Here is a 13,381-nt window from a genome sequence, read left to right on the forward strand (position 1 = left end):
CGCTCGTCGGTCGTGGCCCACGTCGTCGGTGGTGTTCCGTACCGTGGAGGGCGACACCCGCACCCCGCCCGTCGGCGGTTCGGGTGCCCGTCGTCATGCCTCGAACACCATGGAAGAAGGCCCCGCCGTGAGCGGACTGCTCGACCTGGTCGCCGCCGATCCGGCGCTGGCCCGCCTGCGTGAGAGCGCCGGCAGCGCGTCCCTGACCGTCACCGCCCCGGCCGCCTGGCGGCCGTTCGCGCTCGCCGAACTGGCCCGCACCACCGGCCGGCCGGTCTTCGCCGTCGCGAGCACCGCGGCCGAGGCCGACGAGTTGGCCGCGGCGGTCGGCACCCTGCTGCCCGAGGACTCCGTCGCCGTCTACCCCGGCTGGGAGACCCTCCCGCACGAGCGGCTCTCCCCGCGGGCCGACACCGTGGGGCGCCGCCTGGCCGTCCTGCGTCGCCTGGCCCACCCCGAGACCGGACCCGACGCCGACCCGGCGGCGGGGCCGCTGTCGGTCGTCGTCGCGCCGGTCCGCTCGCTGCTGCAGCCGCAGGTGCCGGGCCTGGGCGACCTGGTCCCGGTCGAACTGCACGCGGGCGACACCGGTCGTGAGCTCACCGAGGTCGTCGAGGCGTTGGTCCGCGCGGGGTACTCGCGGGTCGAGCTGGTCGAGCGGCGTGGGGAGCTCGCGGTCCGCGGCGGCATCCTCGACGTCTTCCCGCCCACCGAGGAACACCCGTTGCGGGTGGAGTTCTGGGGCGACGACGTCGAGGAGATCCGCTACTTCGCGGTCGCCGACCAGCGTTCGCTCGAGGTGTCGCAGCACGGTCTGTGGGCGCCGCCGTGTCGCGAGCTGCTGCTGACCGACGACGTCCGCTCGCGCGCCGCGACCCTCGCCGGTGAGCACCCGGAGCTCGCGGAACTGCTCGACCCGGTGAGCCGCGGTGAGGCCGTCGAGGGCATGGAGTCGCTCGCGCCGGCGCTCGTCCCCGACCTGCAGCTGGTGGTCTCGGAGCTGCCCGCCGGCACCCACGTCGTCATCTGCGACCCCGAGCGGGTGCGGGCCCGCGCCGCCGACCTGGTCGCGACCTCGGCCGAGTTCCTCGCTGCGTCCTGGGCGGCTGCCGCCGGCGGTGGCAAGAGCCCGGTCGACCTCGAGGCCGCGTCGTTGCGGTCGGTCGAGCAGGCGCAGGACGCCGCGAGAGAGGCCGGTGTCCCGTGGTGGTCGTTCACCCCGTTCGACGTCGACGAGGAGACCAGCGGCGTGGGCGAGGTCGTGCGCTCGGCCTTCGAGCCCGCCGCGGCCTACAACGGCGACATCGATGCACTGAGCAACGATCTGCAGAAGTGGGTCTCGGCGAGCTGGCGCGTCGCCATGGTGTTCGAGGGCTCCGGCACCGCGAACCGTGGCCAGGAACGCCTCTCCGGCGCGGGGATCCCGGCGCGCCTCGGCCCGCGCACCGACGAGGTCGAGTCCTCGGTCGTGGCCGTCACCACCGGGTGCCTCACGGGTGGTCTGGTGGCGCCGTCGTTGTCGGTGGCGTTGCTCGCCGAACCCGACGTCACCGGCCAACGTGGCTCGGTCACGCGTTCGCGCATGCCGGCGCGCCGGCGCAACGTCGTGGACCCGCTGCAGTTGCAGGCGGGCGACTTCGTGGTGCACGAGCAGCACGGTGTCGGCCGGTACGTCGAGATGGTGCGCCGCACGGTCAACGGCGGTGACCGCGAGTACGTCATCGTCGAGTACGCGCCGTCGCGCAAGAACCAGCCGCCGGACCGGTTGTTCGTCCCGACCGATGCGTTGGACCAGCTCACCCGGTACGTCGGCGGCGAGGCGCCGTCGCTGTCGAAGATGGGCGGCAGCGACTGGGCCAAGACCAAGGGCCGCGCCCGCAAGGCGGTCAAGGAGATCGCCGCCGAGCTCATCCGCCTGTACAGCGCGCGGATGGCCACCGAGGGTCACGCCTTCGGTCCCGACACCCCCTGGCAGCGCGAGCTCGAGGACGCCTTCCCCTACACCGAGACCCCGGACCAGTTGGCCGCGATCGAGGAGGTCAAGGCCGACATGGAACGCACGGTCCCGATGGACCGGATCATCTGCGGCGACGTCGGCTACGGCAAGACCGAGGTGGCGGTGCGGGCGGCGTTCAAGGCCGTCCAGGACGGCAAGCAGGTGGCGGTGCTCGTGCCCACCACGCTGCTCGCGCACCAGCACCTCACGACCTTCACCGAGCGGATGGCCCAGTTCCCCGTGACGATCCGCGAGCTGTCGCGGTTCACGCACGGCAAGGAGGCCGACGCGATCATGGCGGGCGTGCGCGACGGCAGCGTCGACATCGTCATCGGCACGCACCGGATCCTGCAGCAGACCGTGCGGTTCAAGGACCTCGGCCTGGTGATCATCGACGAGGAACAGCGTTTCGGTGTCGAGCACAAGGAGTACCTGAAGTCGCTGCGCACCTCGGTCGACGTGCTCGCGATGTCGGCAACCCCGATCCCGCGCACGCTGGAGATGTCGTTGACCGGCATCCGCGAGATGACGACCATCCTGACCCCGCCGGAGGAGCGGCACCCGATCCTCACGTTCGTCGGGGCGCACGACAACCGCCAGATCGCCGCGGCGATCCGGCGGGAGCTCATGCGTGACGGCCAGGTGTTCTACATCCACAACCGGGTGGAATCCATCGACCGGGCCGCGTCGAAGCTGCACGAGCTCGTGCCCGAGGCGCGCATCGCGGTCGGCCACGGCCAGATGTCCGAGGGTGCGCTCGAGGAGATCATGGTCGGCTTCTGGGAGAAGAAGTACGACGTCCTGATCTCGACCACGATCGTGGAGTCGGGCCTCGACATCCCCAACGCCAACACCCTCATCGTCGAACGCGCCGACACCTTCGGCCTCTCGCAGCTGCACCAGATCCGCGGCCGCGTCGGCCGTGCCCGCGAGCGCGGGTACGCGTACTTCCTGTACCCGCCGGAGAAGCCGCTGACCGAGACCGCCTACGACCGCCTCGCCACCATCGCCCAGCACAACGAACTCGGCGGCGGCATGGCCGTGGCGATGAAGGACCTCGAGATCCGCGGGTCGGGCAACCTCCTCGGCGGCGAGCAGGCCGGCCACATCGCGGGCGTCGGCTTCGACCTCTACGTCCGGCTGGTCGGCGAGGCGGTGGCGGAGTACCGCGGCGACACCGCCGAGGAGCAGCCGCTGGAGGTCAAGGTCGACCTCCCCGTCGACGCCAACCTCCCGCACGACTACCTGCCGGGCGAGCAGTTGCGGCTGCAGGCCTACCGGTCGCTGGCGTCGGCCACCACCGACGAGGCGGTCGACAAGGTCCGTGAGGAACTGCTCGACCGCTTCGGCCCGCTCCCGCCCGAGGTCGAGAACCTCCTCGCCGTCGCGCGGTTCCGGGTCGTGTGCCGGCGCTACGGCGTCAGCGAGGTCTCACTCGCCGGCCAGACGATCCGGTTCTCGCCGGTGGAACTGCCCGAGTCGGCCCAGCTGCGGCTCAAGCGTCTCTACGACCGCGCCCTCTACAAGCAGGCCGTCTCGACCGTCTCGGTGCAGCGACCCAAGGGCGTGATCAAGCCGGACGGAACGGTGCAGACTGCAGCGTTCGGCGGCGAGCCGATCCGCGACGTCGCCCTGCTCGGCTGGTGCGGCAAGGTGCTGTCGGACCTGCTGGACTGACCGCGGGGGCACGGAATCCGACCGCCTCCGTCACGACCGCCTCTGTCACGACAGGGGTCCGAATTCGCGGCTCAGCGTCGCGTCACCACGAATTCCGACCCCAGTCGTGGGGTCGCGCGTTCAGCTGAACGCGCTCAAGCGCGGACGACGCCGCCCTCGTGGCTGTGGTGCGCGACCTCGGGGTCGTCGAACCACCGGCCGCCGGAGCCGAGGTAGCGGAACGTCACGGCCTCGCCCGCGGGCACGGCGACCGACACGCTGCGGGTGCCGTTGCTGCGCCGGACAAGGCGGTGCTTCATGGGGTCCCAGCCGTTGAACGTCCCGACGGCCGACACCGGCCCCTCGTGCACGTCGTCGGGCAGGACGAACTGCACCTTGGTCTTGCCGGACTTCCTGTCCGTGGTGATGCGGATGGCCATGCGCCGCAGGTTAGGTCGCTCAGGCCGCCGCCCCGCTCCGACACGGCTGGCCGAAACCGGAACGTCACGGAACCCGTGTGGAGCCCGCGCCCGCTCCGATCATCCGGACGGCGGCACCCAGGTCACGAGAGCGTTGCCGCCGCCGATCACGGTGGCACCGTCGAGGCCGCCGACGTGCACCCAACCGGTGTCGACACCCGGTGTCCGGTCCCAGACCTCACCGTTCACGGTCAGTACCCGTACGGACGGGATGTAGTCGAACCCCAGGTCCTCGACGTCGACGTAGCCGCCGGCGAGCGCCTTCGCCGTGATCCCGGGAACGGTCTCGTCGACGACCGGCTCGTCGTGGACGGACACGCTGTGCACCGCGCCGGCGCCGTCGAGTGCGTAACAGGCGAAGTCCCAGCCCGCGACCGACGCCACGGCGTGGAGACCAGGGGCGCGGTGCCAGGCGCCGTCGTAGGCGCGCACGTCCACGCTGCCGTCCTCGTACTGGACGCACTCCTCCTCGGTGTCTCCCGGGAACAACACGACGTTGTGCACCGGTCCGCGTAGACCGGTGACCGGCGTCGGCGCCGGGGTGATCGGCCCGCCCCACTTCACCACGCTGCCGTCGTCGAGCACGGCCTCGGCGCCACCGTCGCCCAGCACGATGTCCCGGACACCGTGCAGTCCGGCCACCGCCCCGAATCCGTGTCCCTCGCCGGGAACTCCCCGCATGCCGTCGCGGTAGTCATCGGTCCACACCGAACCGTCGGCGCGGACGACGTAGACACCGGTCAAGGTGGCGGCGACCTGGAGGCCGTTCGTCACGAGCGGCGTCGGAACGCCCGTGACCTGGTTCCACATCTGCGTGGTTCCGTCGGCGAGCAGCGTGACCACGTCGTTGTAGAACGCGCCGGCGACCGCCACGACGTCACCGGCCACCCCGGGCACCCGACTGTTCCACCCGGTCTTGTCGGGGCCGGCCGCCCCGCCCTGTGACCACAACCCGGTCGCCGGCTGCGGCGTCTGCACGAAGATCCCGGCGATGTCCACGACGAGTTCGGCGCGCGCGTGACCGTCGGGATCAGCGAAGACGTTCGTCGTCGTGCTGCTCATCCCGCGATCGCCGAGCGCCGCGAGCACCGCGTTCGGCGTCACGCCCGCGTCGAAGTTGACGTCCGACGAGCCTGGCGCGTGCTGTGGATCCTGCGGGCTGCCGCGGGTCGGCGCCGCGGCGAGCCAGCCGTGCGACCTCGGTGAGACCACTGTGAGCGACAACCAGGCCGCGGTCGGACGGAACAGGGCGCCTGTCGGCGGCACGATCGTCCTCGTCCCGGGGATCGGCGTTCCCGCGATCGGCACGGTCGTCAGCAGTCGGTAGTACGGGTGGACGAAGCCGCCCGGGAAGTAGGAGCCGTTCCGGTCGCGGGTGTCGCCGAGTCGAGCCGGGTCGAGCGGGACGAAGCGCGAACCCGTGGTGTCGGTGGTGAACCAGCCCGAGAGGTCGACGACGAGGTCCGACCGGCCGGCGTCGAGGAAGACCGTGACGGACCGGTCCGGCGCGATCGGGACGATGGCCCGGTTGGACCGGACGTCGCCCTTCGAGACGTTGATCGACGAGGTCCCCGGCCGTGCTCCCGAGCCCCACGCGGTCATGTACACATCGCCTGTGGGCCCCACGCCCGTGAGGTTGACGGCCACGGCCGTCGCGCCGGCGGGGACGGAGGCCAACGCGATCCGTCGGGTGCGGCCGCCGATCAGCTGGCCGCCGGAACCGGCGACGCGGGAGTCGAACAACCTCCGCGGGGTCGACGGCTGGTAAGTCGAGCCGATGGCTGCGTGGTCGGAGTCGGTGAACCAGCCCACGACGTCGGCGATCACCTGGACCCTGGCCGACGACGTCAGCACGACCCGGCCGGATACGTCGACCTTGCTCGTGACGAGCTGGGCCACGCTGCGGCCGGCGGCGTAGTTCACGTTGGAGGTGGGTGTCGTGCCGGTGGGCGACACCGCGAGGAAACCCGAACCGGTGGCGCCTGTGACCGTCACGTTCAGGACGACGGCGCCGATCCCACCGGTCGGTAGTCCGCCCCGGCCGGCCACCGTCAGGTCCACCCGCGTCGTGGCACCGGACGACGCACCCAGGCCCGCCCGGGTGTCGAGCACCCGGGCCGGCGCCACCGCGACGTAGGTGCCACCCGGCCACGCGGATGCCGTGGCCACGGGATCGGCGTGCGCCGGCCCGGGCGCGACGAGCAGCGGCGTGGCCACGGCAGCAACCACCGTGGTCACAACGAATGACCTGCGCACCAGCGAGCGCCCACTTCCGGTCGAGCCCGTACGACCCGACCACCGCGAGCCCGGCGGAGTCTCACACGACGCGGCGGGCATCAGCGGTCCGCAAGACCAGAGATGTGTTGGATGCCCGGAAAGTGCTGTGTTCGGGTCTGGTCAGCTTCAAGGAAAGGCGCGCACGCGAACCCCGGCTCCAGTCGACGGGTGTGCGTTCAGCTGAACGCTCCGACCAGGATGTGCTGGTTCCCGGTGCGGAAGTGACCGGGGCGGCCCCGCACACCAGCACACCGGCACACGGACGAAAACGGCGGCCTCGCGACACCACGGTCGGGGCGAGCCGCGCACTCAGTTCGAGGGCGGGACGAAGGTGTTCAACGACCACACCCCGCTGATCGCCGTGGCGCCGTCGAGCCCCGGCACGTGCCTCCAGAGGAGATCGTCCACGCCGCCCGAACCGTCTGCCTCCAGGTCCCAGACCGAGCCGTCCACGGCGAGCATGCGCAACACCGGGGTGGCCGCGCCGTCGAAGCGCTGCACCCGGGTCTCGTTGCCGACCACCGCGGTAGCCGGGGGGCTGTCGAGCACAAGATCGTCGACACCCTCCGCGCGGGGGGTGAGCAGGTGGATCCGGTGCGAGCTGTCGAGCACCAGGCACCGGGTGCCGTACCCGTGATCGAACCCCACGACGGTTCGCGCATCGACGCCGCGGGCCGTGGCGGGGGCGGGTAGCACCCGGCTGCGGATCTCGACGCTGCCGTCGGCGAAGGAGGTGCACACCCGGCCGTCGTGGTCCAGGCCCACGGCGGTGACCGGCCCAGGAAGACCTCCGACCTGCCGGGCCGCCGGCGCTCTGCCGCCCCAGCCCACCACCCGACCGTCGGACTGGATCGCGAGGCCGAGTCCCGATCCGTACCGCACCTCGATCGACACGGCGTCGGAGACGCCCACCACCGGGCTGAAGCCCTCGACGCGGCCGGGGACGCCGTGCGCGCCCGGCGAGGCGTCATCCGTCCAGACGCTGCCGTCGGCCCGGAGGACGTAGATGCCGTAGTCGCTGGCTGCGATGTGTCCCGCGTTCGTCGTCAGGATGACCGGGTCGGTGTCGCGATCGCCCCACCGCAGCACAGTTCCGTCCTGGCGGAGCACGGCGGTCTCGCGGATGGATCCGACGACCTCGACGACATCCTCAGGTGCACCGGACATCGCGCGGTCCCAGCCGTTGGCCTCGTCCGTGTCGTGGAAGACGTTCAGGCCGCCGTTCCACAACCCGACCGCGGGCTGTGGCGTCTGCACGAACACGCCGGCCACATCGACGAGGTCGGGGCCCGGCGGGTCGTTGGCGGCCACGGCGCCGCCGCTGCCGGTCGAGCTGGTCATGCCGCCGTCCCCGAGCGTGGCGAGGACGGCGTTCGGCGTCACCCCGGTCCCGAAGTTGACGTCGGACGACCCGGGCCTCAGCTGCGGGTCGTCGATGCCGCCCCGGGTCGGCGCCAGCGCGAGCCATCCCGCCAGGCGGGCGAGACCACCGTGACCGTGAGCCACGCGGCGGTCGGGCGGATCAGCGCGTCGGTCGGTGGCAACGGGATGCTGGTGGTCTGTCGGCCTGCGACGGCGACAGTGTTGAGCAGGGGGAAGTACTGGTTGGTGTAGATGTTCCTGTTCTCGCCACGGGTGTCACCGAGCCGTCCGGGCACGATCGGCACGAAGCGCGAGCCGCCTGCCGCACCGGCGCCGGCGGTGAACCACCCCGAGAGGTCGACGACCAGATCGGACCGGCCGCCGCTGAGGAACACGGTGATCGAGCGGTCGGCGGCGATGGGGACGATGGCCCGGTTCGAACGGACCTCACCCTTGGCGACGTTCATCGACGACGTCGCCGGGCGGGTACCGGAACCCCAGGCGGTGACGTAGACGTCACCCGTCGGGCGGACCGTCGTGAGGTTGACCGCGACCGCGGTCGCGCCGGCCGGCACCGACGTGAGCGGGATGCGTCGGGCCGCCCCTCCGATCAACCGGCCCGCGCTGGCGGCCCGGGTGTCGTACAGCCGACGGGGGGAGACGCCCCGGTAGGTGGCGCCCGAACCCGCGTGGGTCGGATCGGTGAACCAGCCGACGACGTCGGCGATCATGTGAACGGCCGCGTTCGACGTGATTGCGACCCGGCCGTCCTCATCGACCTTGCTCACGGCCAGCTGCGCGATCGCACGGCCCGGCCCGAAGTTGACGTTCGAGCTCCCGGAGTGCAGCTGGGGCGCCACCACGAGGTAGCCCGACCGCGTGGCCCCGGTGACGGTCACGTTGAGGACGACCGCGGCGACACCGGTGGTCGGCACGCCGCCGTGACCGGCCACGGGCAGGGTCACCTCGGTGGCGACACCGCGCGGCGCACCGAGGCCGCGGCGGGTGTCCAGCAGCCGGGCGGGAGCGACCGGGACGTATGTGCCACCCGGCAGGTCCGCTGCGGTCGCGCCCGGAGCGGCGGCGGACGAGGCCGCCGTGCCGACCCCGACGAACAACCCCGACACCACGGCGAGGACCGCTCCGGCCACCACTGCTCGACGCACCACGGACGCACTCCCACCGGAACCGACGTGGCCGCCCGATGACGACCGAGCAGGAGTCTCACACGACCCGGTGACAATCCGAACCGGACGCGATCGACATGCCCGAATTGTCCGGAAGGCCGCCGCGTTCAGCTGAACGCGGCCAGCAGTCAGGTCCGGTCCGTCGTCTCGAACCGCAGTTCCTCGAGGTCGAGGCGACCCTGGATGTCGACCAGGACGTCGTCGTCGATGCGGTCCTCGTCGCGCAGGCGCAACAGCACGTCGCGCTCGTGGTGCAGGGCGGCCAGGGCGAGGCGGCGGTAGGCGTGGCGTTCGTGGAGCAGGGGCGAGTCGTCGGTGTCGTCGACGGCGCGGGCGTGCTCCGCGTAGCGGTCGCGCAGCCGGGCCGTCACGTGCGGATCGACGTGCAGGTGGGCCGCGAGACCGTCGAGCGCACCGAGGGTCTCGTGCAACATCGCCGACGTCGCCAGGGCGTTCTCCTGCTCGCGGCTGTCGTCCGGCGGCAGGTGCGCCCAGCGGACCACGGCCGGCATGACCAGCGCCTGACCGAGCGACAGCACGATCACGCCCGATGCCACGAAGACCAGCAGGTCGGCCTGCGGGAACGGGCTGCCGTCCGACGTCGTGCGGGGCACGCCCAACGCCGCCGCCATCGACACCGCACCCCGGAATCCCGCGACCACGTAGACGAAACGTGCCCCGGCTCCCATCCGCAACCGGCGCTGCTGCGGTCGACGGTCGACCACGCGCAACAGGTACGGCGTCGTGAACAACCAGGCGAAGCGCACGCCGATCGTCACGCCGGTGACGGCGGCGACGAGCACCAGTCCGCGACGCAGGTCCGCGCCGGACAACGCCCACGCGGCGGCCTGCGCCTCGATCCCGATGAAGCAGAACAGCGTGCCGTTCAGGACGAACACGGCGAGCGTCCAGAACGCGTCGCGCTGGTGACGGCCCGACGCGCGCCCGTACCGCGGGGCCTTGCGCAGCGCGATCAGCCCGCAGGTCACGACCGCCAACACACCGGAGGCGTGCCACGCCTCGGCTGCGAGGTACGCGGCGAACGGTGCGAGCAGCGAGTTGACGTTGGCGGTGAGCGAGTCGTCGAGCCGACGTCGCGCGGCGTTGGAGAGCAGCCCGACCACGACCCCGCTCGCGACACCGCCGAGGTAGCTCACCGCGAGCGACCCGGCCACGTACGGCACGGTCACCGCGTGCGTCCCGACGGTCGCGGCGACGGCCACCCCGTAGATCACCAACGCCGTGCCGTCGTTGACCAGGCTCTCGGTCCGCAGGGTCGTGACCATCCGTCGTGGCAACCGGCGCGTCAACGCCGCGGCGGCCGTGGCGTCGGTCGGGGCGAGCGCGGCGCCGAGCACCCACGCCGGTCCCCAGTCCATCCCCGACGCGTGCGCGACGACCGCGACCACCGCGGCGGTGACGGCCACGAGCACGGTCGACAGCAGCACGATCACCCGCAGGTTCGCCCGCACCGTCCGCAACCCGGTGCGCAGGCTCTCCCAGTAGAGGAGCACCGGCAGGATCAGGACGAGCACCACCTCGGGCGGCAGTTCCACCTCCCGCAGCCTCGGCACGAAGCCCAGCGCGATGCCGCACAGCAACTGCAGCACCGGCGGGGGGATCCGCACGTGCTCGGACGTCACCTGGGCGACGAGCAGCACCACTCCGAGCAGGACGACGACGACCAGGGCGGTCACGACGGGGCGGCCGCCGGCTCCGATCGTGTCGCTCCGGCGGTCCGTCCACGTCGTCGGGGCACGGCCACCAGATACAGGGTCAGGGCGATCGAGGTCAACACCAACCCGGCCCACACCGTCGACAACGGCCCGCCGCCGGCGTCGATCAGCACCGCTCCGCCGATCGCGCCGAGGGAGTTCGCGAGGTTCAGGGCCGCGAGGTTGAGCGCACCCATGAGGGTCGGGGCGTGCGGGGCGAACTGGGTGAGCCGGACCTGGATCGTCGGTACCGCGGTCATCATGAACGCGCCCACGCCGAGCAGGCACGGAAGCAGCACCACGATCGACGAGCCGGCGGTGCCGATGATCACCAGCAGTCCGAGGGTCGCAGCGAATCCCAGGATGAGACCGAGTGATTCGTAGCGGTCGGCCAACCGCCCGCCGACCGCGTTGCCGATGGCCATGCCCACGCCGAACACCGAGAGTGCCACCGGGATGAGCGACGGCGAGCGGTGAGCGGCATCGGTGACGAACGGCCCGATGAACGTGTAGACGGCGAAGATGCTGGAGATCCCCGCGGCGGCGACCGCGACCATCACCCACACGGGCCAGCTGCGCAGGTCGTGCACCTCGTGCCCGACGCTGCCGCCCGCGAGGTCGTCGGTCCGCGGCACCCAGACCACCAGGGCGACCAGTGCGAGCGCGCCCAGCCCGGCGACGGTGAGGTACAGCGACTGCCACCCGGCGTGCTGGCCGAGGAACGTCCCGAGCGGTGCGCCCACGATGGCCGCGACCGTCAGCCCGCCCATGACGGTGGCGAACGCCTTGCCGCTGCGGCCGCGTCCGTACACGTAGCCCGCCACCACCGCCGCCGCGCCGAAGTAGGCGCCCTGCACCGTCCCGGTGAGGAAGCGGAACGCGACCATCGCCGCGATGTCCGAGGCGAGCGCCGAGAGCAGGTTGCCGACGACGAACAGCACCATGACGCCGAGCAGCAGCACCCGCCGGTTGAGCCGGGCCGCGGCGACCGTGATGAGGGGCGAGCCGATCACCACGCCGCCGGCGTAGGCCGTGACGGCCCACGTCGCGGTGGGGACCGAGGTGTCCAACCCCTGCGCGAGCAGCTGGACGATCCCGTTGCTGCCGAACTCCCCGGAACCGATGGCGAAGGTCCCGAGGGCGAGCGCGAACAGGGTCAACCCCCGGGACGGTCCGCCCCGACCGCCCCGACCGCCCCGACCGCCCCGACCGCCCCGACCGCCCCGACCGCCCGGACCGCGCCGCCCGGAGGGGTCGGCGCCGTCCGGCCCGGTGTCGTCGGGGTGACCGGCTGCGCGCTCGGGCGCGGCCTGGCACTGGGCGTGGAAGGCGCGATCGTGCACCGCACGATGCTCGCCACCCGGGCACCGCCCGGAATCCGCCACGGGCCTGCCGTCGCGGCGGACCTGGCCAGTCGGGAGGTTGTCCGATCACCCTCTTCCGGCCTACGGTTCCTGAACCTGGACTTCAGAACCGTGGAACGGGGGACGACGCGTGGCACTCGTGGGGCGGGAGCGCGAACTCGCGAGCCTCGCCGCGGTCGTCGACCGGGCCCGGGCCGGGGACGGCGCCGCCCTGGTGCTCGTCGGCGAGGCCGGGATCGGCAAGTCGGCGCTGCTGGACGCCGCGTCGGAGGCCGCGGCCGGTCTCCACGTGCTGCGGGTGTCCGGGATCGAGGCCGAACGCGAGCTGGCGTTCGCCGCGGTCCACCACCTGCTCGGCGAGGACACCGACGCCATCGACCGTCTCCCCGGGCCCCAGCGCACGGCGGTCCGGACCGCCCTCGGGCTCGACGACGGCGCGGTCACCGAGGTGTTCAACGTCGCCCTCGGGGTCGTGCGGTTGGTCCGCGAGCGCGCCGCCGACCGACCCGTGCTGGTCGTGGTCGACGACGAGCAGTGGCTGGACCGGACTTCGTCGCGGGCGTTCGCGTTCCTCGCGCGACGGGTCGCGGGCACGCCGGTGGCGGTGGTCTTCGCCTCCCGTGCGCCCAGCCCGGACCTGCGCGGGGTGCCGGAACTGGTCGTCGGGGGGCTCGCACCGCCCGCAGCGGGCACGGTGTTCGACGCCGCGTTGACCGGACGCATCGATCCGGTCGTTCGGCAGCAGGTCCTCCACGAGGCACGGGGCAACCCGCTCGCGTTGCTCGAACTGCCCCGCGGCGTCACGCCGTCCGACCTCGCCGGCGGATACGGCCTGGCCGCCGTCTCCCCGCTCTCGCACCGCATCGAGGCGACCTACCGGCGGCGCCTGGAGCGGCTGCCCGAACCGGCCCGTCGGTGGCTCACCCTGGCCGCGGCCGATCCCGTCGGGGCGCCGGACACGTTGTGGGCCGCGGCGAGTTGCAGCGGACTCGGCCCGCGCGCGGCGCGGTGCGCCGAGGCGAGCGGGCTGGTCGCCCTCGACACCCGGGTGACGTTCTGTCACCCCCTGGCCCGGTCGGCGGTCTACCGCGCGGCGGGGGTGGAGCAGCGGCGGGAGGCCCACCGCGCGCTCGCCGAGGTGACCGACCCCCACGTCGACCCCGACCGCCGGGCCTGGCACCTCGCCCAGGCCGCGACCGCCCCGGCCGACGACGTCGCCGACGAACTGGAACGGGCCGCCCGTCGCGCCCACGACCGCGGCGGCCAGACGGCGGCCGCGGCGTTCCTCGAACGGCCGGCCACGCTGACCGCCGCGCGGGTGGCGGGGGCGCAGCGGATGCTCGCC

The 13,381-nt window shown here is 72.7% G+C and carries 8 protein-coding genes; 2 read left to right on the forward strand and 6 right to left on the reverse strand.

What is annotated here, in order from left to right; translation table 11 throughout:
* Positions 1 to 109: 109 nt before the first annotated feature.
* Entirely contained in the window at positions 110 to 3,673 is a 3,564-nt protein-coding gene (mfd, locus tag ACXR2U_RS17170) for a transcription-repair coupling factor (RefSeq protein ID WP_458826294.1), read from the forward strand.
* Between the two features lie 134 nt (positions 3,674 to 3,807).
* On the opposite strand, the gene ACXR2U_RS17175 is transcribed toward mfd, so the two are convergent.
* The 6 genes from ACXR2U_RS17175 to ACXR2U_RS17200 form a co-directional block, all read right to left on the reverse strand.
* Positions 3,808 to 4,092 (reverse strand): early set domain-containing protein, encoded by a 285-nt coding sequence (locus ACXR2U_RS17175; protein ID WP_458826285.1) that lies wholly within the window; start codon positions 4,090 to 4,092, stop codon positions 3,808 to 3,810.
* Between the two features lie 99 nt (positions 4,093 to 4,191).
* Positions 4,192 to 6,348: a hypothetical protein gene (locus tag ACXR2U_RS17180; RefSeq protein WP_458826286.1), complete on the reverse strand. Its 2,157-nt coding sequence runs from the start codon at positions 6,346 to 6,348 to the stop codon at positions 4,192 to 4,194.
* A 369-nt stretch (positions 6,349 to 6,717) separates the two neighbouring features.
* The gene (locus tag ACXR2U_RS17185; RefSeq protein ID WP_458826287.1) at positions 6,718 to 7,914 is read right to left on the reverse strand and encodes an RCC1 domain-containing protein; all 1,197 of its coding nucleotides are present in this window, start codon (positions 7,912 to 7,914) and stop codon (positions 6,718 to 6,720) included.
* Positions 7,827 to 8,939 (reverse strand): hypothetical protein, encoded by a 1,113-nt coding sequence (locus tag ACXR2U_RS17190; RefSeq protein ID WP_458826288.1) that lies wholly within the window; start codon positions 8,937 to 8,939, stop codon positions 7,827 to 7,829. Before ACXR2U_RS17190 ends, ACXR2U_RS17185 begins: the two co-directional genes overlap by 88 nt.
* Before the next feature lie 146 nt (positions 8,940 to 9,085).
* Positions 9,086 to 10,654, reverse strand: a complete 1,569-nt coding sequence (locus tag ACXR2U_RS17195; protein ID WP_458826289.1) for a Na+/H+ antiporter — start codon at positions 10,652 to 10,654, stop codon at positions 9,086 to 9,088.
* Positions 10,651 to 12,015, reverse strand: a complete 1,365-nt coding sequence (locus ACXR2U_RS17200; RefSeq protein WP_458826290.1) for an MFS transporter — start codon at positions 12,013 to 12,015, stop codon at positions 10,651 to 10,653. Before ACXR2U_RS17200 ends, ACXR2U_RS17195 begins: the two co-directional genes overlap by 4 nt.
* Before the next feature lie 151 nt (positions 12,016 to 12,166).
* On the opposite strand from ACXR2U_RS17200, the gene ACXR2U_RS17205 reads away from it, so the two are divergent.
* Positions 12,167 to 13,381: AAA family ATPase (locus ACXR2U_RS17205; protein ID WP_458826291.1), on the forward strand; the 1,215-nt coding region annotated here is incomplete at its 3' end.

It is taken from the genome of Jatrophihabitans sp. YIM 134969 (assembly GCF_054456675.1).